This window comes from Pseudomonas sp. NPDC096925, assembly GCF_044762545.1.
In the GTDB taxonomy this organism is placed as follows: domain Bacteria; phylum Pseudomonadota; class Gammaproteobacteria; order Pseudomonadales; family Pseudomonadaceae; genus Aquipseudomonas.
Genome location: NZ_JBIWEM010000002.1, coordinates 274,025 through 291,876, shown reverse-complemented (window position 1 = coordinate 291,876; position 17,852 = coordinate 274,025). Strand labels below are relative to the sequence as shown.

General features: G+C 62.7%; 18 protein-coding genes and 2 tRNA genes. 11 read left to right on the top strand and 9 right to left on the bottom strand.

Annotated elements, in window-relative coordinates; translation table 11 throughout:
* Nucleotides 1-13: 13 nt before the first annotated feature.
* The 3 genes from ACIQYU_RS07305 (at nt 14) to ACIQYU_RS07295 (ending at nt 2,027) form a co-directional block, all read left to right on the top strand.
* Nucleotides 14-481, top strand: coding sequence for a flagella synthesis protein FlgN (locus ACIQYU_RS07305; RefSeq protein WP_207829627.1), 468 nt, complete (start codon nt 14-16; stop codon nt 479-481).
* A gap of 80 nt (nt 482-561) precedes the next feature.
* Nucleotides 562-1,305, top strand: a complete 744-nt coding sequence (locus ACIQYU_RS07300; RefSeq protein ID WP_207829625.1) for a flagellar brake protein — start codon at nt 562-564, stop codon at nt 1,303-1,305.
* A gap of 149 nt (nt 1,306-1,454) precedes the next feature.
* A complete protein-coding gene (locus ACIQYU_RS07295; protein WP_207829605.1) occupies nt 1,455-2,027 on the top strand; it encodes a hypothetical protein in 573 nt (190 codons plus the stop codon).
* 200 nt (nt 2,028-2,227) lie between these two features.
* Here the strand turns inward: ACIQYU_RS07295 and ACIQYU_RS07290 are convergent, their stop codons facing one another.
* The 3 genes from ACIQYU_RS07290 to bkdR all read right to left on the bottom strand — a co-directional run bounded on the left by ACIQYU_RS07290 (nt 2,228) and on the right by bkdR (nt 5,695).
* On the bottom strand, nt 2,228-3,568 hold the full coding sequence (locus ACIQYU_RS07290) for an MFS transporter (protein WP_063912867.1): 1,341 nt from the start codon (nt 3,566-3,568) through the stop codon (nt 2,228-2,230).
* A 126-nt stretch (nt 3,569-3,694) separates the two neighbouring features.
* Nucleotides 3,695-4,936: a glutamine synthetase family protein gene (locus tag ACIQYU_RS07285; RefSeq protein ID WP_233693796.1), complete on the bottom strand. Its 1,242-nt coding sequence runs from the start codon at nt 4,934-4,936 to the stop codon at nt 3,695-3,697.
* A 273-nt stretch (nt 4,937-5,209) separates the two neighbouring features.
* Nucleotides 5,210-5,695, bottom strand: coding sequence for a Bkd operon transcriptional regulator BkdR (gene bkdR / locus ACIQYU_RS07280; protein WP_012273540.1), 486 nt, complete (start codon nt 5,693-5,695; stop codon nt 5,210-5,212).
* 198 nt (nt 5,696-5,893) lie between these two features.
* Between bkdR and ACIQYU_RS07275 the strand changes: the two genes are divergently transcribed.
* The 4 genes from ACIQYU_RS07275 to lpdA are packed head-to-tail and all read left to right on the top strand — an operon-like array spanning nt 5,894 to nt 10,840.
* Nucleotides 5,894-7,126 (top strand): 3-methyl-2-oxobutanoate dehydrogenase (2-methylpropanoyl-transferring) subunit alpha, encoded by a 1,233-nt coding sequence (locus ACIQYU_RS07275; protein WP_207829602.1) that lies wholly within the window; start codon nt 5,894-5,896, stop codon nt 7,124-7,126.
* A 1-nt stretch (nt 7,127) separates the two neighbouring features.
* Complete coding sequence (locus ACIQYU_RS07270; RefSeq protein ID WP_013973637.1) at nt 7,128-8,186, top strand: alpha-ketoacid dehydrogenase subunit beta; 1,059 nt, start codon at nt 7,128-7,130, stop codon at nt 8,184-8,186.
* Nucleotides 8,187-9,458, top strand: a complete 1,272-nt coding sequence (locus tag ACIQYU_RS07265; RefSeq protein ID WP_063912872.1) for a dihydrolipoamide acetyltransferase family protein — start codon at nt 8,187-8,189, stop codon at nt 9,456-9,458.
* A gap of 2 nt (nt 9,459-9,460) precedes the next feature.
* Nucleotides 9,461-10,840 carry a dihydrolipoyl dehydrogenase gene (gene lpdA, locus ACIQYU_RS07260; protein WP_063912873.1) on the top strand — a complete coding sequence of 460 codons (1,380 nt, stop codon included), beginning with the start codon at nt 9,461-9,463 and terminating at the stop codon, nt 10,838-10,840.
* A 184-nt stretch (nt 10,841-11,024) separates the two neighbouring features.
* On the opposite strand, the gene ACIQYU_RS07255 is transcribed toward lpdA, so the two are convergent.
* Entirely contained in the window at nt 11,025-12,023 is a 999-nt protein-coding gene (locus ACIQYU_RS07255; RefSeq protein ID WP_233687566.1) for a diguanylate cyclase, read from the bottom strand.
* 215 nt (nt 12,024-12,238) lie between these two features.
* Between ACIQYU_RS07255 and ACIQYU_RS07250 the strand changes: the two genes are divergently transcribed.
* From ACIQYU_RS07250 to ACIQYU_RS07240, 3 genes are all read left to right on the top strand, one after another.
* Nucleotides 12,239-12,772: a hypothetical protein gene (locus ACIQYU_RS07250; protein WP_063912875.1), complete on the top strand. Its 534-nt coding sequence runs from the start codon at nt 12,239-12,241 to the stop codon at nt 12,770-12,772.
* A 334-nt stretch (nt 12,773-13,106) separates the two neighbouring features.
* Nucleotides 13,107-13,841 (top strand): AzlC family ABC transporter permease, encoded by a 735-nt coding sequence (locus ACIQYU_RS07245; RefSeq protein ID WP_207829589.1) that lies wholly within the window; start codon nt 13,107-13,109, stop codon nt 13,839-13,841.
* Nucleotides 13,838-14,164, top strand: a complete 327-nt coding sequence (locus tag ACIQYU_RS07240; RefSeq protein WP_233687563.1) for an AzlD domain-containing protein — start codon at nt 13,838-13,840, stop codon at nt 14,162-14,164. The genes ACIQYU_RS07245 and ACIQYU_RS07240 overlap by 4 nt, the downstream gene beginning before the upstream one ends.
* A gap of 17 nt (nt 14,165-14,181) precedes the next feature.
* On the opposite strand, the gene ACIQYU_RS07235 is transcribed toward ACIQYU_RS07240, so the two are convergent.
* The 3 genes from ACIQYU_RS07235 to ACIQYU_RS07225 all read right to left on the bottom strand — a co-directional run bounded on the left by ACIQYU_RS07235 (nt 14,182) and on the right by ACIQYU_RS07225 (nt 15,240).
* Nucleotides 14,182-14,258, bottom strand: a tRNA-Arg gene (locus ACIQYU_RS07235).
* A gap of 111 nt (nt 14,259-14,369) precedes the next feature.
* The gene (gene phnN / locus ACIQYU_RS07230; protein ID WP_233687562.1) at nt 14,370-14,963 is read right to left on the bottom strand and encodes a phosphonate metabolism protein/1,5-bisphosphokinase (PRPP-forming) PhnN; all 594 of its coding nucleotides are present in this window, start codon (nt 14,961-14,963) and stop codon (nt 14,370-14,372) included.
* On the bottom strand, nt 14,953-15,240 hold the full coding sequence (locus ACIQYU_RS07225) for a hypothetical protein (RefSeq protein ID WP_402798726.1): 288 nt from the start codon (nt 15,238-15,240) through the stop codon (nt 14,953-14,955). Before ACIQYU_RS07225 ends, phnN begins: the two co-directional genes overlap by 11 nt.
* Nucleotides 15,241-15,309: 69 nt before the next feature.
* Here ACIQYU_RS07225 and ACIQYU_RS07220 point away from each other — a divergent pair, with 69 nt between their 5' ends.
* Nucleotides 15,310-15,636, top strand: a complete 327-nt coding sequence (locus ACIQYU_RS07220) for an Arc family DNA-binding protein (protein WP_003254499.1) — start codon at nt 15,310-15,312, stop codon at nt 15,634-15,636.
* Between the two features lie 224 nt (nt 15,637-15,860).
* Here ACIQYU_RS07220 and mgtE read toward each other — a convergent pair whose 3' ends face one another.
* Together mgtE and ACIQYU_RS07210 are read right to left on the bottom strand one after the other, a co-directional pair.
* Nucleotides 15,861-17,303, bottom strand: a complete 1,443-nt coding sequence (mgtE, locus tag ACIQYU_RS07215; protein ID WP_025340118.1) for a magnesium transporter — start codon at nt 17,301-17,303, stop codon at nt 15,861-15,863.
* A gap of 432 nt (nt 17,304-17,735) precedes the next feature.
* A tRNA-Arg gene (locus ACIQYU_RS07210) sits at nt 17,736-17,812 on the bottom strand.
* Between the last annotated feature and the right edge of the window lie 40 nt (nt 17,813-17,852).

Genomic DNA, 17,852 nt, shown 5'->3' with positions numbered 1-17,852 from the left:
CCAAGAGTTAGCCATGCACGACACCACCTTGCTGCAACTGATCGAAGATGACATTGCCCCGATGCAGGAACTGCTGGACCTTCTGCAAAAGGAAGCGATAGCCCTGCATGGCCGCGACATGCCGCTGCTGGAGCAGATCCTGGCGCGCAAGCAGTCGTTGATCATCTTGCTCGAGCAGCACGGCCAGCGCCGCAGCCAGTTGCTCGGCAGCCTGGGCCTGAGTGCCGATCGGGCCGGTGTGCAGGCGGTGGCCGCGCAATCGCCCCATGGCGAAGCGATGCTGCAACGGCTCGACATGCTGTCGCAACTGATGGACAGCTGCCAGCAGGTCAATCAGACCAATGGCCGGATCATCCAGGTGCAGCAACACGTCACCAACAACCAGATCCGCATCCTCATGGGCGGCGATTCTCCGTCGCTCTACGACAGCCGCGGCAGCACCTCGCCGCTGGCCAAGCCACGGGCCCTCAGCCAAGTGTGATTTTTTCTATCAAGGCACGGAACATACTGGCAAAATGCCGTTAATTGCGTGTGTCGCTTTTGCCTGGAGAACGATAAGCCGTGTTCAATGAATCCGATGCCCCGCAGCCGCCAAAGGTGCTGAACACCCCTTTGGAGATTGCGGCCAACTTGCGGCAGCTGCAGGAAAGCCACGACCCCCTGATCATCACCTTCCATGACCGCAGCCAGCGTTTCCAGAGCTACGTGGTGCACGTGGACCGTGAAAGCAACACCCTGGCGCTGGACGAGATGATCCCGCGCGACGGTGAGAAATTCATCGAGAACGGCGAACACTTCCGCGTCGAAGGCTTCCACGATGGCGTACGCATCGCCTGGGACTGCAACCAGGAGCTGAAGATCAGTGAAGTCGACGGCCACCGCTGCTACCGCGGCGCCATGCCCCAGGAGATGACCTACCACCAGCGCCGCAACGCCTTCCGCGCCGCGCTGAAGCTGTCACAGCTGGTCGATATCATCCTCGATGGCGCCCACCTCAAGGGTAACGGCGCCCTGCGTGGCAAGCTGCTGGACATCTCCGCCACCGGCTGCAAACTGCGCTTCGAAGGCAATGTCGAGGATCGCCTGCAACTGGGCCAGGTGTACGAGCGTTTCAAGGCGGGCAACCCGCTGGGCCTGGTCGACACCATGGTCGAGCTGCGCCACCTGCACTATGAAGAGCGGATCAATACCACCTTTGCCGGCGTGCGCTTCCATAACCTCACCGGGCAGGCGCAACGCAAGGTCGAGAGCTTTGTGTACCAGCTGCAGCGTGAAGCGCGGCGGTTCGACAAAGACGACTACTGATCCTGCCGTGGATGGGCGTCATTGCAACGCCCATTCCCTTTGACCGCATTACCCTCACGCTGCAAACCTTCCCGCTGCCTTGAGCACAGCCCTGCGCCGATCGTACCTGCTCGCACTCACTACCGGGTGCCCTTTGAGCAGGAGGCTTCATGAACGCTAACAGTTTCACCGCAGAACTGGGTTCCGATCGAGGCACTATCGGGGTCGTTGACTCCACCCTGAATCCACGCCTGGACGGCTGGCTATGCCCGAGTAATCATGACCAATTCTCGCCCATGAGGTTTACGTTCACGCTGCAAGGTGAACATGACGGGGATAAGTCCTACCACATCAGCGCTGCAGAGGGTTGGGCCTATACCGGCGCATTGGTCCAGACAAGTACTACCGGGTGGGTGGGCCTTTACGGGCTGGGTGTCGTCGGCAGGCTTGTGGATTATGTGACAGCGGCCAACTCCCGTGGCCCGGATCCACGCTGGCGAATACGGACTCTGAGCGAATGGGACGGCGATTTGAAAACCTTGGGGAATGTGGAGTTTCATTTGCTGGACAGGTATGGCCAGGCGATGTCGATAGAATCATACAGGCACGACTCCGTCTCTCCGTCTGGTGAAATCGGCAAAAGAGCGACCGTCAGTTCTACATTTGCCAACTATGTGAGCGTGAACAAGGAAGCTCAGAAGAAGAAGATACGCTTCAAACTGCGCGACATCCGCGCCGCCTGACAGCTGCGGTTCGACAAAAACGAGCGATGATCGTCGGCCGAATGCAAAAACGCCACCTGCCAAGGTGGCGTTTTCATTTGTGCTTTTCCTGTGCTGGCCCTTTCGCGGGTGAACCCGCTCCCACAGGTAATGCGCTGCCCCCCAGAGTTGGTGTTACCCCCTGTGGGAGCGGGTTTACCCGCGAAGAGGCCGGCACAGGCTTACACCGATTTGCTTACCTCACCCTCCGGCTCAGGCGCCTTATCAGCCCCCTTCTCTTCCGCCTCGGTATCTTCGGCCGCCACCGGAGCCTGCATCATGTCCTGCACCGTCTGCTCATCCACCCGTGGGTCCAGCGCCGCCGACAACGGCGAACCGGCCGCCGGCATGGCCACGTGGCCCAACGGCGCATCCTGCACCTGGTGCAGCCCGGTGACCGCCTTCGGCCGAATGCGCCACACCAGCACCAGGGCAAAGAACACGAAAAAGGCATACAGCATCTGCGGGCCCAGCACCTTCATCAGCACGCCTGCGGCCAGCGGCCCGATGCACGCGCCTACGCCGTAGGTCACCAGCAGCATAGCGGTCAGCGATACCCGTCGCTCGCTTTCCACATGGTCGTTGGAAAACGCCACCGCCAGCGGGTACAGGCAGAACTGCAGCAACGAAATCACAAAGCCTATGCCGAACAGCAACTCCAGCGGCACGCTGGGCAGTATCGCCAGCGGCGCCGAGGCCAGCGCCAGGCCTACCGCCACGCTGCGGATCAGCACTGCCCGGTCGTAGCGGTCGGACAACCAGCCCAGCGGCCACTGCACCAGCAGGCCGGCAAAAATGCAGCTACCCATGAACAGGCCGACCTGCTCGGTAGTCATGCCCTGGCCGGCGGCGTACAACGGCGCCAGGCCATAGAACGAGCCGACGATCAGCCCCGAGCCCAGCACCGTGCTGAGCGACTGCGGCACGCGCTTGATGAAGAACTTCGGCTCCATTGGTGCCGGGCGCAACGGCGCCGGGTGAATGCGCCGGGTCATGGCGACCGGTACCAGGCACAGGGTGAAACACATGGCCACCAGCATCAGCAGCTCCAGGCCAAGCTGAGGGTGCACCACCAGAATCAGCTGGCCGAGCACCAAGCCCAGGTACGAGGCGATCATGTAGCCGCTGAACACCGCGCCGCGGTGCTTCACATCGGCCTGCTCGTTTAGCCAGCTCTCGATGACCATGTACTGGCACATCATCCCCAGGCCGACGATCATCCGCAGCCCGACCCAGGCCGGCAACCAGCTGGTCAGGCCATGGCCGAGCACCGCCGCACCGACGATACCGGCGCAGGTGGCATAGGCGCGTATGTGCCCGACCCGGCCAATCAACCGGTGGCCTACCTTGCCGCCGACCGCCAGGCCAAAGTAGTTGGCTGCCATCAACGCACCTACCCACAGGCTGTCGACATGGTCGGCAGCCAGGCGCAGGGCAAGGTAGGTACTGAGCAGGCCCGAGCCGATCAACATCATCAGCGCGGCGAAATACAACGACTGAAACGGCTTCCATATATTTCGCATAGGTCCCGTAAAGCTCCCTGTTCAGGTGGCGGGGTGCTAGAAGCATAAGGGGAAAAAACGCCCGGCGCAGGCCCCCGCTAGCGATTTGGTGCAGCGGGGGCGTATCCGGTGTCGGTCGTGTCGCGATCAGGCCTGTGCCGCCAGTACCCGACGCTCCCACGGCGTGATCTCGTCGAAGAAATCACTCAGCTCCAGGGTCTTGCTGGCGACATAGCCGTCGATGAACTCGCTGCCGAACAGCTCCCGCGCCAGCGCGCTACGCTTTAACCGCTCCAGTGCGGCATGCAGGGTGCACGGCAGGCTCAGGTGCTCCGGCACTTCGAACTCACCCTGGATGGCCGGCGACGGCTGCAGGCGCTGCTCGATGCCGTGCAGCCCGGCGGCTAGGCTGGCCGCGATGGCCAGGTACGGGTTGGCGTCGGCGCCGGGCAGGCGGTTCTCGACCCGCCGCGCCACCGGTGCGCTGGCCGGGATGCGCAGGCCTGCGGCACGGTTGTCCTCGGACCAGCAGGCATTGTTCGGCGAGGCATAGGGGTGGCACAGCCGCTGGTAGGAGTTGACATTGGGCGCGAACAGCGCAGTGAAGTCGGCCATGCACACCTGCAGGCCGCCAATGAAATGGTGGAAGGTCTCGGTCGGCAAACCTTGCTCATCGCTGAACACATTACGCCCGCTGCCCACCTCCACCAGGCTCTGGTGAATGTGCATGGAGCTGCCGGGCGTGCGTGCCAGCGGTTTGGCCATGCACACCACGGTCAGGCCGTGCTTGAGCGCCACTTCCTTGAGCAGGTGCTTGAACAGCAAGGTCTGGTCGGCCAGCAGCAACGGGTCGCCGTGCAGCAGATTGATCTCGAACTGGCTGGTGCCCATTTCGTGCATGAAGGTGTCGCGCGGCAAGCCGAGCGCGGCCATGCACCGGTACACCTCCTTGAAGAACGGGCGCAGGCCGTTGTTGGAGCTGACACTGAACGCCGAATGGCCCAGCTCGCGGCGGCCGTCGATGCCCACGGGCGGCTGGAACGGCTGTTGCGGGTCGGTATTCGGAGCAAAGACAAAGAACTCCAACTCGGTCGCCACCACTGGCGCCAGGCCCAGCGCCGCATAGCGGGCGATCACGGCTTTGAGCTGCCCCCGGGTGGACAATGCCGAAGGCCGGCCATCCAGTTCGTTGGCATCGCAGATCGCCAGGGCACGGCCGTCGTCGCTCCAGGGCAGGCGGTGGACCTGGCCGGAGTCAGGCACCAGCGCCAGGTCGCCGTCGTCGCTGCCGTAGAACTTAGCCGGCGGGTAGCCGCCCATGATGCATTGCAGCAGCACACCCCGGGCCATCTGCAGGCGGCGGCCTTCGCGGAAGCCTTCGGCGGTCATCACCTTGCCGCGCGGGACGCCGTTGAGGTCGGGAGTGATGCATTCGATTTCATCGATGCCCTGCAGGTGCCCGGTGTTCATGACGCTTGTCCTTGTTGTGGTCGGCTGACAACAACATAGGCTGGGGGTGTTTAAAATATCAAGCAGCACTCTCGATACCGCGTGGCTCTCTTCGCGGGCATGCCCGCTCCTACAGGGACCGCGCTGGCCTTGAGGGCAGTGGTACCGCTGTGGGAGCGGGCGAGCCCGCGAAGAGGCCGGCACAGGAGACAGCTATTCCCGCAAGGTCATGCCATTGGCCGGCAGTGGCAAGGCGGTCTTGTAGCGAACCTGTTTGAGGGCAAAACTCGAACGTATGTTGGCCACCCCCGGCAACCGCGTCAGGTAGTCGAGAAAACGCTCCAGCGCCTGGATGCTCGGCAACAACACCCGCAGCAGGTAATCCGGGTCGCCGGTCATCAAATAGCACTCCATCACCTCGGGCCGTTCGGCAATTTCTTCCTCGAAGCGGTGCAACGACTGCTCCACCTGTTTTTCCAGGCTTACATGGATGAACACGTTCACATCCAGCCCCAACGCCTCGGGCGACAGCAAAGTCACCTGCTGGCGGATCACCCCCAGTTCTTCCATGGCCCGCACCCGGTTGAAACAGGGCGTGGGTGACAGGTTCACCGAGCGGGCCAGCTCGGCGTTGGTGATGCGGGCATTTTCCTGCAGGCTGTTGAGAATGCCGATATCGGTACGATCGAGTTTGCGCATGAGACAAAATCACCGGTTTTTTGTGTTTATACGGAATGTTTATCTGCCCCGCTCGGCAAAGGCAATCAACTTGAGAGAAAAATTCTCCTGCCGGGCCACTAAGATGTAGGGGACGCTGACCTACCAGTCACAAGCCGGTACTCAGCGGCGGCCGCTTCAGAGCTCACAAAAACAAATACCCGAGCGAGCGTAAAAAGCATGAACGAGTACGCCCCCCTGCGTTTGCATGTGCCCGAGCCTACCGGCCGGCCAGGCTGCCAGACCGATTTCTCCTACCTGCGCCTGAACGATGCAGGTCAAACCCGCAAGCCCCCTGTCGACGTCGATGCTGCCGACACCGCCGACCTGGCCTACAGCCTGGTCCGCGTGCTCGACGAGCAAGGCAACGCGCAAGGCCCATGGGCCGAAGACATCGACCCGCAAGTTCTCCGCCAAGGCATGCGCGCCATGCTCAAGACGCGGATTTTCGACAGCCGCATGGTGGTCGCCCAGCGCCAGAAGAAGATGTCCTTCTACATGCAGAGCCTGGGTGAAGAAGCCATCGGCAGCGGCCAGGCCCTGGCGCTGAACCGCACCGACATGTGCTTCCCCACCTACCGCCAGCAAAGCATCCTGATGGCCCGCGACGTGTCGCTGGTCGAGATGATCTGCCAGCTGCTGTCCAACGAGCGCGACCCGCTCAAGGGCCGCCAGCTGCCGATCATGTATTCGGTGCGCGAGGCCGGTTTCTTCACCATCAGCGGCAACCTGGCGACCCAGTTCGTGCAGGCGGTCGGCTGGGCCATGGCCTCGGCGATCAAGGGCGATACCAAGATCGCCTCCGCGTGGATCGGCGACGGCGCCACCGCCGAGTCGGACTTCCACACCGCCCTCACCTTCGCCCACGTGTACCGCGCTCCGGTGATCCTCAACGTGGTCAACAACCAGTGGGCGATCTCCACCTTCCAGGCCATCGCCGGTGGCGAGTCGACCACCTTCGCCGGCCGTGGCGTGGGTTGCGGCATCGCCTCGCTGCGGGTTGACGGCAACGACTTCGTCGCTGTGTACGCGGCCTCGCGCTGGGCCGCCGAACGCGCCCGTCGCGGCCTGGGCCCATGCCTGATCGAGTGGGTCACCTACCGTGCCGGCCCGCACTCGACCTCGGACGACCCGTCCAAGTACCGCCCGGCCGATGACTGGAGCCACTTCCCGCTGGGCGACCCGATCGCCCGCCTGAAGCAGCACCTGATCAAGATCGGCCACTGGTCCGAAGAAGAACACCAGGCCGCCACTGCCGAGCTCGAAGCCGCGGTGATCGCCGCGCAGAAGGAAGCCGAGCAGTACGGCACCCTGGCCAACGGTCACATCCCGAGTGCCGCCTCGATGTTCGAGGACGTGTACAAGGAAATGCCTGACCACCTGCGCCGTCAACGCCAGGAACTGGGGGTTTGAGATGAACGACCACAACAACAGCATCAACCCGGAAACCGCCATGGCCACCACTACCATGACCATGATCCAGGCCCTGCGCTCGGCCATGGATGTCATGCTCGAGCGCGACGACAATGTGGTGATCTACGGCCAGGACGTCGGTTACTTTGGCGGCGTGTTCCGCTGCACCGAAGGCCTGCAGAACAAGTACGGCAAGTCTCGCGTGTTCGACGCGCCGATCTCCGAGAGCGGCATCGTCGGCACCGCCGTGGGCATGGGGGCCTACGGCCTGCGCCCGGTGGTGGAAATCCAGTTTGCCGACTACTTCTACCCGGCCTCCGACCAGATCGTTTCCGAGATGGCGCGCCTGCGTTACCGTTCGGCCGGCGAATTCATCGCCCCGCTGACCCTGCGCATGCCCTGCGGCGGCGGGATCTATGGCGGCCAGACTCACAGCCAGAGCCCGGAAGCGATGTTCACCCAGGTGTGCGGCCTGCGCACTGTCATGCCGTCCAACCCGTATGACGCCAAGGGCCTGCTGATCGCCTCGATCGAATGCGATGACCCGGTGATCTTCCTCGAACCCAAGCGCCTGTACAACGGCCCGTTCGACGGCCACCACGACCGCCCTGTCACCCCCTGGTCGAAGCACCCGCAAAGCGCCGTGCCCGATGGCTACTACAGCGTGCCGCTGGACAAGGCAGCCATTACCCGCCCCGGCAATGACGTCACCGTGCTGACCTACGGCACCACGGTGTACGTGGCCCAGGTGGCTGCCGAAGAAACCGGTGTCGACGCCGAAGTGATCGACCTGCGCAGCCTATGGCCGCTAGACCTGGACACCATCGTCGAGTCGGTGAAAAAGACCGGCCGCTGCGTGGTGGTACACGAAGCCACCCGTACCTGCGGCTTCGGCGCCGAACTGGTGTCACTGGTGCAGGAACACTGCTTCCACCACCTGGAGGCGCCGATCGAGCGCGTCACCGGCTGGGACACCCCCTACCCTCACGCACAGGAATGGGCTTACTTCCCAGGGCCTTCGCGGGTAGGTGCGGCATTGAAAAAGGTCATGGAGGTCTGAATGGGCACGCACGTCATCAAGATGCCGGACATTGGCGAAGGCATCGCGCAGGTCGAGTTGGTCGAGTGGTTCGTCAAGGTCGGCGACATGATCGCCGAAGACCAGGTGGTGGCCGATGTCATGACCGACAAGGCCACCGTGGAAATCCCTTCGCCGGTCAGCGGCAAGGTGCTGGCCCTGGGTGGCCAGCCGGGTGAAGTGATGGCGGTCGGCAGCGAGCTGATCCGTATCGAAGTGGAAGGCAGCGGCAACCACGTGGATGTGCCGCAAGCCAAGCAGGTGGAAGCCCCTGCCGCCCCGGCGGCCACCAAGCCAGAGCCGCAGAAGGAAGCCAGACCGGCTGCGTGCCAGGCGCCTGTCAATCACGAGGCAGCCCCGATCGTGCCGCGCCAGCCGGGCGACAAACCGCTGGCCTCGCCGGCGGTTCGCAAACGCGCCCTGGATGCCGGTATCGAACTGCGTTACGTGCATGGTAGCGGCCCGGCCGGGCGTATCCTCCACGAAGACCTCGACGCCTTCATGAGCAAGCCGCAGAGCGCTGGCGGGCAAGCATCGAGTGGCTATGCCAAGCGCACCGACAGCGAGCAGGTGCCGGTGATCGGCCTGCGCCGCAAGATCGCCCAGCGCATGCAGGACGCCAAGCGCCGGGTCGCGCACTTCAGCTATGTGGAAGAAATCGACGTCACCGCGCTGGAGGCCCTGCGCCAGCAACTCAACAGCAAGCACGGCGACAGCCGCGGCAAGCTGACCCTGCTGCCGTTCCTGGTGCGCGCCCTGGTCGTGGCGCTACGCGACTTCCCGCAGATCAACGCCACCTATGACGACGAAGCCCAGGTCATCACCCGCCATGGCGCGGTGCATGTGGGCATCGCCACCCAAGGTGACAACGGCCTGATGGTGCCGGTGCTGCGCCATGCCGAAGCAGGCAGCCTGTGGAGCAATGCTGGCGAAATCGCCCGCCTGGCCAACGCTGCCCGCAACAACAAGGCCAGCCGCGATGAGCTGTCCGGTTCGACCATCACCCTGACCAGCCTGGGTGCCCTGGGCGGTATCGTCAGCACGCCGGTGGTCAACACCCCGGAAGTGGCGATCGTCGGCGTCAACCGCATGGTCGAGCGGCCTGTGGTGATCGACGGCCAGATCGTGGTGCGCAAGATGATGAACCTGTCCAGCTCGTTCGACCACCGCGTGGTCGATGGCATGGACGCCGCGCTGTTCATCCAGGCCGTGCGCGGCCTGCTCGAACAACCCGCCTGCCTGTTCGTGGAGTGAGCATGCAACAGACTATCCAGACTACCCTGTTGATCATCGGCGGCGGCCCTGGCGGCTACGTGGCTGCCATCCGCGCCGGGCAACTGGGCATCCCCACCGTGCTGGTGGAAGGCCAGGCACTGGGCGGCACCTGCCTGAACATCGGCTGCATCCCGTCCAAGGCGCTGATCCACGTGGCCGAGCAGTTTCACCAGACCTCGCGCTTTGCCGGGCCGTCGGAGCTGGGCATCAGCGTCGCTTCGCCGCGCCTGGACATCGGCCAGAGCGTGGCCTGGAAGGACGGCATCGTCGACCGCCTGACCACTGGCGTTGCCGCCCTGCTGAAAAAGCACGGGGTCAAGGTGATCCATGGCTGGGCGAAGGTGCTCGACGGCAAGCAGGTCGAGGTCGATGGCCAGCGTATCCAGTGCGAGCACCTGTTGCTGGCCACTGGCTCCAGCAGTGTCGAACTGCCGATGCTGCCCCTGGGCGGGCCGATCATTTCCTCGACCGAAGCCCTGGCGCCGAAAGCCCTGCCGCAGCACCTGGTGGTGGTGGGCGGCGGCTATATCGGCCTGGAGCTGGGCATCGCCTACCGCAAGCTGGGTGCGCGGGTCAGCGTGGTGGAAGCGCGCGAGCGCATCCTGCCGACCTACGACAGCGAGCTGACCGCCCCGGTGGCCGAATCGCTGAAGAAGCTGGGTATCGCCCTGCACCTGGGCCATAGCGTCGAGGGTTACGAAGGCGGCTACCTGCTGGCCCGTGATGGCCAGGGCGGGCAACTGCGCCTGGAAGCCGACCAGGTACTGGTGGCCGTGGGCCGCCGGCCGCGCACACAAGGTTTCAACCTGGAGTGCCTGGACCTGAAGATGAACGGCGCTGCCGTCGCCATCGACGAGCGCTGCCAGACCAGCATGCGCAACGTCTGGGCCATCGGCGACGTGGCCGGTGAACCGATGCTGGCGCACCGGGCCATGGCCCAGGGCGAAATGGTCGCGGAGATCATCGCCGGCAAGGCACGCCGTTTCGAACCCAGCGCAATTGCCGCGGTGTGTTTCACCGACCCGGAAGTGGTAGTGGTCGGCAAGACCCCGGAGCAAGCCAGCCAGCAAGGGCTGGACTGCATCGTCGCGCAGTTCCCGTTCGCCGCCAATGGCCGGGCCATGAGCCTGGAATCGAAAAGCGGTTTCGTGCGAGTGGTGGCGCGCCGTGACAACCACCTGATCCTGGGTTGGCAGGCGGTTGGCGTAGCGGTTTCCGAGTTGTCGACGGCGTTTGCCCAGTCGCTGGAGATGGGCGCCTGCCTGGAGGATGTGGCCGGCACCATCCATGCCCACCCGACACTGGGTGAAGCGGTACAGGAAGCAGCACTGCGCGCCCTTGGGCACGCCCTGCATATCTGACACTGAAGCGGCCGAGGCCGATTTGGCCCGCTGCGCCCAAGGCGCCGCGGGTCTTTTTTCATTCAGCCCTTACGGCGGTCCAACACAAAACCTGAAACCACCGCGGTCTCTGTGGGAGCGGGCATGCCCGCGAAGCCCCCAACACGGTGTTCGCGGGCGCGCCCGCTCCCACAATGATCGCGATCTATTGGGCTATCGCGTTCTTGCCGTTCCCCTTGGCCCGGTACAGCGCCTTGTCGGCACGCGCCAGCAGCGCATGCCGGTCCTCCCCTTCCTCCCATTGCACCACGCCATAGCTCATGGTCAACCGGCAGTCGCCCACCGGCTCCACCTGCGCCATCGCCTGGCGCAAGCGCGCTGCCACCTCCAGCGCCTCACCCAGCGAGGTCTGCGGCAGTACGATGATGAACTCGTCACCACCCCAGCGCGCCAACAGGTCCAGCTCACGCAGGCAGGTATGCAGGTTGTCGACCACCCGTACCAGCGCCGCATCGCCACGGGCATGGCCATAGCGGTCGTTGATCGGTTTGAAGTCGTCCAGGTCCATGGCTATCAGCGACAACGGCTGGCGGAAGCGCTGGGCACGCTCGCACTCCAGCTGCAGCGCCTTCTCCAACCGATAGCGGTTGGCAGTGCGGGTCAACGCATCGCGCTCGGCCAGCTCGCGGTTTTCGTCCAGTTGCCGCTGCAACTGCTGGTTCACCCAGGACAGCTCGCGGGTGCGCTCGGCCACCTGGCTTTCCAGGGACTGGTTTCTCTGTTCCAGCTGCGCCACCAGGCGCTTGTTGGCGTCGATATTGCGGTGGGCACCGAGCATGCGCGCCACCGAGCCGTCCTCGTTATGGGCAATGATGTAGCCGCTGTCCTCGATCCACAGGTAGCTGCCATCGTGGCAACGACAGCGGTATTCGATCAGGTAGTGCTCATTGCGCTGATTGATGTACGCCTCGAAATGCGCCATTACCCGCGGGTAGTCCTCCGGGTGGATCACGCTTTCCCAGGTGAGCACCGAGTTGGCCATGGAGTGGCTGGGGTAGCCGAGCATGGCGTACCAGCCCGGGTTGCGATAGACGTAGCCGGTATTGGCATTCCAGTCCCAGATACCATCGCTGATCAAATCGAACAGCGTATGCAACTGCTGCTCACTGAAGCCGGCGGGTACCGGCCGGGTTTCCTGACTCATGGATGCTCTCCCTGATGCCCAGCAACTGCGCTCCGATCAAGGGGCTGCCGACAGTGGTGGTCATTGCCGCAGGCGGCAAGGTCATGCCTCTGACGGGCAAGCATATGCCCAGCGTGGTGCCATCGGAATACCCCACCGCCCTGTTTTCGCGGTGTTGACGACTGGCATGGCATTTGCCACGCCACCCTGCCAATCACCTTTCCAAGGAGGACCCCATGACGATTGCCATCACCGGCCTCGGCTGGCAGGCCACAGTGCATCAGCAACAACGCACCAGCAACGAGCAAACCCTGGCCGATGTACCGCAGTTCCGCCCGCCGGTGGCCGCCGGCAATGCCACGGCGCAACAGAACAGCCAGGGCAATACTGCGCAGCAGGATGCCGAGGACGCCCGCGAGGAAGCCTTTGCCAAGCTCAAGGTACAGCTGCAGAACCCCGAGGCAGCCGCCAGCCAGCAGGGTAACGTGGCGACCACAGAAACCAGCAGCGCCCGCCAGGCCTTTCACGACTACATGGAAAAGACGCCGGGCGAGTTGATCAAGGAGAAGCTGTTGCGTGAGTTGGGCCTGACCGAGGACGAGTACAACGCCTTGCCGCCCGAACAGAGGAAAAAGATCGACCAGCAGCTTGCCCAACGCATGCAGGAAGACGTGGAGATAAAGACTCAGGCGAAGATCAACGCCCAGGCCGCCCCGCGGGAAACCGCCGAGGATGAGCAGGACCTGGCAGCGCGCACAGTTCAAGCCTGACGCCGCGATGAATGGCACCGGCTTCGCCGGTGTTCGCGGGCACGCCCGCTCATTGAACTGCACATGACTCATTGAATGGCAGGGGCGTTGTGGGAGCGGCTTTAGCCGCTCCCACAGGGTACGCGGATTGCCTGCAATTTCAGTTATCTACGCGACAGCGCAGCCCAAAGGGCTGGGCCATCTCCCACAGATACTGCACAGGGCTTGAGGGCGCTCAAGCCAACTGCAACGACGCCTCTTCCACAGCGGCCACCTGGCAGCGTTGTGTCCAACTTTCACACGCATTAACGTGGGGGTAGCGCCGTTGCACCGTCTGTACATTCAAGGAACTCAAATGCCGTATCCAAGCGGGACCCAAGCGTTCAGGCAGGGGGCCCACAGCGCCCTGCCGTTGACCTCCGGCATCGTGCCCTTCGGCCTGATCACCGGGGTCACGGCGATCGGCATGGGCCTGTCGCCGGCCGATGCCATCGGCATGACCCTGCTGTTCTACTCCGGTTCGGCGCAGATGGTGGTGATGCAGTTGATGCAAAGCGCCGCCCTGCCGGTGACCATGGTGGTCACCGCGCTGGTGATCAACCTGCGCTTTCTGATGTACAGCGCCAGCCTTGCGCCGCACCTGGGCCAGCTGCCACGTCACCGCAAATGGCCCATGGCGTACATGCTGTCAGACCAGTCCTTTGCCCTGTGCACACTGAAGATGGGCTCGGGTGGGCTGGGGCAGTATGCCTACCCCTACTATGCCGGTACGGCAATCACCATGTTCTTCGGCTGGAACCTCTCGGTGTTGGCGGGCATGTACCTGGGCGCGAGCATTCCTGAAGACTGGTCGCTGGGCTTCGCCATCCCGTTGTCGTTCCTGGCATTGCTGATACCTGGTATTCGTAATGCTGCCACCCTCGGTGCGGCGCTTACCGGGGGCGTGCTGGCGGTACTGGCAGCCAATCTGCCCTACAACCTGGGCCTGCTGACCGGCGCGCTGGGCGGCATCATTGCCGGGCTGGCCATCGAAAGCTGGCAAAAACAGCAAACCGGGCCTGAAGCCAACACCGAGCAGGAAGCATCATGAGCGAAACGACCCAGTGGATAACCTTCATGCTGATCGGCCTGGGCACCTTCGCCATCCGCCTGTCGTTCATCGAGCTGCACACGGTGCTGCGCATCCCCCCACTGTTTCGCCGTGCCCTGGCGTATGTGCCGGCCAGCGTACTGGCGGCATTGGTACTGCCGGCCGTGGTGTTCCCTGACCGGCTGGCGGGGTTCGACTGGATGAACCCGCAGATACCCGCAGCGATACTGGCCGCGCTGGTAGCGTGGCGTACGCGCAGCACGATGCTGACGCTGATCGTGGGCATGGGAGCGCTGTGGGCTTTGAAGCACTTGGGGGGCTAGGAAAACGCGATGAGAAATGGCGTCCCAGGCAGGAATTGAACCTGCAACCTTCCCCTTAGGAGGGGGATGCTCTATCCAATTGAGCTACTGAGACGCAAGTGCCGACAGCGAGCGCTGCACAGCGGGACGGCCAGCATGTTAACCAGCATGCTGGCATTTGTCATGCCTCAACCGGGCTTTTTCGCGTAATCCTTTTCTGCCAATGCTACACCTGCGGCAACACACCTTCATCACGCAGCAGCGTGAACAATGCCGCGACCGCTGCTTCCAGGGTGGTGGAGTTGTCCAGCACATGCACCGACGGATCGGCCAGCGCCTGCAAACGGTCATTACGTGCCAGGCGCTGCTCGACTTCCTCTGCGCTTTCCCGGCCGCGGGCCAGCAAGCGCTCGCGCAGCACCTCGGCCCTGACCTCGACCAGCACTGCCAACAGGTTCGGGTAACGCTGGCGCGCCTCGGCCAGGTACGCCCGCGAACCATTCACCAGTACCGCCCTGCCCGCCGCCAACCACTGGTCCACCTGTTGCGGAATACCGTAATCCAGGCCATTGGCACGCCAATGCATGGCGAACGCCCCCTGCGCGCGCAGTGTTTCGAACTGCTCGGGCGTGACCCCATGGGCGGCTTCGCCCTTGGCTTCGGCCGAACGGGTAATAACGCGACGGGCGACTTCCACCCCGGCGGCGGCCAGTCGCTCACGTGAAGCGTCGATCAGGGAATCTTTCCCTGACCCCGACGGTCCTATAAGAAATATTAACCGGCCTGTCCCTGTTTGGCGGTCGCTTGCGTCATGTTGCATAGCCACTATGCTCTATGAAAGGGAAACCGGCGCATTCTAGGGGTTTTCCAAGCCTTTTGCTGCGTTTTACCAGTTTTTGACGGCAAAAGTCTGACAGTTTGGCAAGCCGGCGCATGTAAAACTTTTCAAACCAGTACTCATTTCTGATAATTGGTACTGGCATAAAGCCTTTATCCGGCTCACTATTTGTCACAGAATTGACGCCAAGGAAACGGCGACCATGAGGCAAGATGAGCATCCATTTTTCACCGACGGTTGAACATTTTGTCGTCGTCACGGTCGTACTACCACCCCGTGCGGCCAATTTGAGAACCGCTTCCCCTGAACCAAAATCCGGTCAATTTATATGCGCCCAATGAAACAGGCTATTTATTCGAGCCGCACCGCTGACAAGTTCGTCGTCCGCCTGCCAGACGGAATGCGTGAGCGCATTGCCGAGGTAGCGCGCAACCATCACCGCAGCATGAACTCCGAGATCATCGCGCGCCTGGAACAGAGCCTCATCCAGGAAGGTGCGTTGGGTGACGAGCTGAGCATGCGTCTGGACAGCCCCGAACTGTCCCTGCATGAACGCGAGTTGCTGCAACGCTTCCGCCAACTGTCCCACCGCCAGCAGAACGCGCTGGTTGCCCTCATCGCTCACGATGTGGAAATGGCCGCCGACGCCTCCTGAGGTTTGCAGCGAACATGAAAAAGCCAGCGTAAGCTGGCTTTTTTGTGGGCTCACCACGGCTGTGGGATCACTATCTCCGTGGGAGCGGCCTTGTGTCGCGAAAGGGCCGCAGAGCGGCCCCACGATTTCAGCAGCGCCGCTCAAATTTCCGGGGCTGCTTCGCAGCCCTTTCCGACACAAGGCCGCTCCCACAGAGACCTCATCAGCGTCTGGAAGTTAATCGGTTACAGCAGGAACAGTGTGGCCAGGCCGAGGAAGATGAAGAAGCCACCGCTGTCGGTAACGGCAGTAATCATCACACTCGACCCCATCGCCGGGTCGCGCCCCAGACGAGTCAGCGTCATCGGGATCAACACCCCCATCAAGGCTGCCAACAGCAGGTTCAAGGTCATCGCCGCGGTCATCACCAGGCCCAACGACCAGCTGCCATACAGCCAGAATGCCACCGCACCGATCACCCCACCCCAGATCAGGCCGTTGAGCAGCGATACCGCCAGCTCCTTGCGCATCAGGCGGCTGGTGTTGCCCGGCGACACCTGGTCCAGCGCCATGGCACGCACGATCATGGTGATGGTCTGGTTGCCGGAGTTGCCACCAATACCCGCCACGATCGGCATCAACGCAGCCAGGGCCACCAGCTTCTCGATCGAACCTTCGAACAGGCCGATCACTCGCGACGCAACGAAAGCGGTAATCAGGTTGATGGCCAGCCAGGCCCAGCGGTTGCGCAGCGAACGCCAGACCGAGGCGAAGATATCTTCCTCCTCGCGCAAACCGGCCATGTTCAGCACTTCGCTTTCGCTTTCTTCACGAATCAGGTCGACCATTTCGTCGATGGTCAAGCGGCCGATCAGGCGTTCGTTCTTGTCCACAACCGGCGCTGACACCAGGTCATAACGCTCGAAGGCCTGCGCCGCATCATAGGCATCTTCCTCGGGGTGGAAGGAGACCGGGTCGGTCGCCATGACCTCCGCCACCTTCTTCTCCGGGTCGTTGACCAGCAGGCGCTTGATCGGCAATACGCCCTTGAGGATGCCGTCATAGTCAACCACGAACAGTTTGTCGGTGTGGTTCGGCAGCTCTTTCAGGCGGCGCAGGTAGCGCAACACCACTTCCAGGCTGACGTCTTCGCGGATGGTGACCATCTCGAAGTCCATCAGCGCACCGACCTGCTCCTCGTCGTAGCTCAGCGCCGAACGCACGCGCTCGCGTTGCTGGGCATCGAGGGTTTCCATCAGCTCGTGAACAACGTCACGCGGCAGCTCAGGCGCCAGGTCGGCCAGCTCGTCGGCGTCCATTTCCTTGGCGGCGGCGAGCAGCTCGTGATCGTCCATGTCGGCGATCAGCGATTGCCGCACGGCGTCGGACACTTCCAGCAGGATGTCGCCGTCGCGATCCGAGCGCACCAGCTGCCAGACCGTCAGGCGGTCTTCCAGGGGCAAGGCTTCGAGGATGTAGGCGATGTCGGCGGGGTGCAGGTCATCGAGTTTGCGCTGCAGCTCGACGAGGTTCTGGCGGTGGACCAGGTTTTCCACCAGGTCGTTGTGGGCGCCCTCCTGACGGTGGGTCAGGTCTTCGACCACGCGCTGGCGTTGCAGCAGTTCGACCACCTGGGCCAGGCGGTCCTGCAGGCTTTCCTGCGCTTTTTTTACTTCTACTTCAGTCATAGGCGAACTCCACTCCCAGCAGCGGAGCACGCCGGGAGAATCAATCGGTCAGATCTTTCTGTATGAATCTTGTTAGCGAGTAACTACTGGGTAAGTCCATGGTGGTTTTCCACAAGCCCCGGCGGGGCTGACGGGCGCAATCATACACTGCTAGAGCTGTCAGATCGCTTAAAATTTTGGCCAGAACAATCGTTTGCGTGATAAAGCTGGGACAACGCTCGAAGCTATCAGTGCGACGGCGGGTCTGGCGGTCAAGTTACATTTGTTGTGTGCCTGGAAGTGTATGCGGTGCCTGATCGATCTTGGGGCTGCTTTGCAGCCCCCAAAGGCACATGCTCAATCTACAGAAGAGCTTAGATCGACATCACCAACAATTCATTGGCGCAGAAAAACAAAAAGCCCGCTCAATTGAGCGGGCTTCTTGATTGGGTGTGGCGGACTCAGGAGGATTCGAACCTCCGACCGCTCGGTTCGTAGCCGAGTACTCTATCCAGCTGAGCTATGAGTCCGTGGTGGTAGTTTTAGACCAGGTTACCACTGGTTGGTTGA

Bases quoted from the DNA above. Each gene is read 5' to 3' on its own strand.
- ACIQYU_RS07290 (WP_063912867.1), bottom strand. From the start codon at position 3,568: ATGCGAAATATATGGAAGCCGTTTCAGTCGTTGTATTTCGCCGCGCTG.
- bkdR (WP_012273540.1), bottom strand. From the start codon at position 5,695: ATGCGCAAACTCGATCGTACCGATATCGGCATTCTCAACAGCCTGCAG.
- ACIQYU_RS07245 (WP_207829589.1), top strand. From the start codon at position 13,107: ATGCCGTATCCAAGCGGGACCCAAGCGTTCAGGCAGGGGGCCCACAGC.
- ACIQYU_RS07305 (WP_207829627.1), top strand. From the start codon at position 14: ATGCACGACACCACCTTGCTGCAACTGATCGAAGATGACATTGCCCCG.
- ACIQYU_RS07265 (WP_063912872.1), top strand. From the start codon at position 8,187: ATGGGCACGCACGTCATCAAGATGCCGGACATTGGCGAAGGCATCGCG.
- phnN (WP_233687562.1), bottom strand. From the start codon at position 14,963: ATGCAACATGACGCAAGCGACCGCCAAACAGGGACAGGCCGGTTAATA.
- ACIQYU_RS07240 (WP_233687563.1), top strand. From the start codon at position 13,838: ATGAGCGAAACGACCCAGTGGATAACCTTCATGCTGATCGGCCTGGGC.
- ACIQYU_RS07275 (WP_207829602.1), top strand. From the start codon at position 5,894: ATGAACGAGTACGCCCCCCTGCGTTTGCATGTGCCCGAGCCTACCGGC.
- ACIQYU_RS07250 (WP_063912875.1), top strand. From the start codon at position 12,239: ATGACGATTGCCATCACCGGCCTCGGCTGGCAGGCCACAGTGCATCAG.
- mgtE (WP_025340118.1), bottom strand. From the start codon at position 17,303: ATGACTGAAGTAGAAGTAAAAAAAGCGCAGGAAAGCCTGCAGGACCGC.
- ACIQYU_RS07220 (WP_003254499.1), top strand. From the start codon at position 15,310: ATGCGCCCAATGAAACAGGCTATTTATTCGAGCCGCACCGCTGACAAG.
- ACIQYU_RS07255 (WP_233687566.1), bottom strand. From the start codon at position 12,023: ATGAGTCAGGAAACCCGGCCGGTACCCGCCGGCTTCAGTGAGCAGCAG.
- lpdA (WP_063912873.1), top strand. From the start codon at position 9,461: ATGCAACAGACTATCCAGACTACCCTGTTGATCATCGGCGGCGGCCCT.
- ACIQYU_RS07295 (WP_207829605.1), top strand. From the start codon at position 1,455: ATGAACGCTAACAGTTTCACCGCAGAACTGGGTTCCGATCGAGGCACT.
- ACIQYU_RS07270 (WP_013973637.1), top strand. From the start codon at position 7,128: ATGAACGACCACAACAACAGCATCAACCCGGAAACCGCCATGGCCACC.
- ACIQYU_RS07285 (WP_233693796.1), bottom strand. From the start codon at position 4,936: ATGACCGCCGAAGGCTTCCGCGAAGGCCGCCGCCTGCAGATGGCCCGG.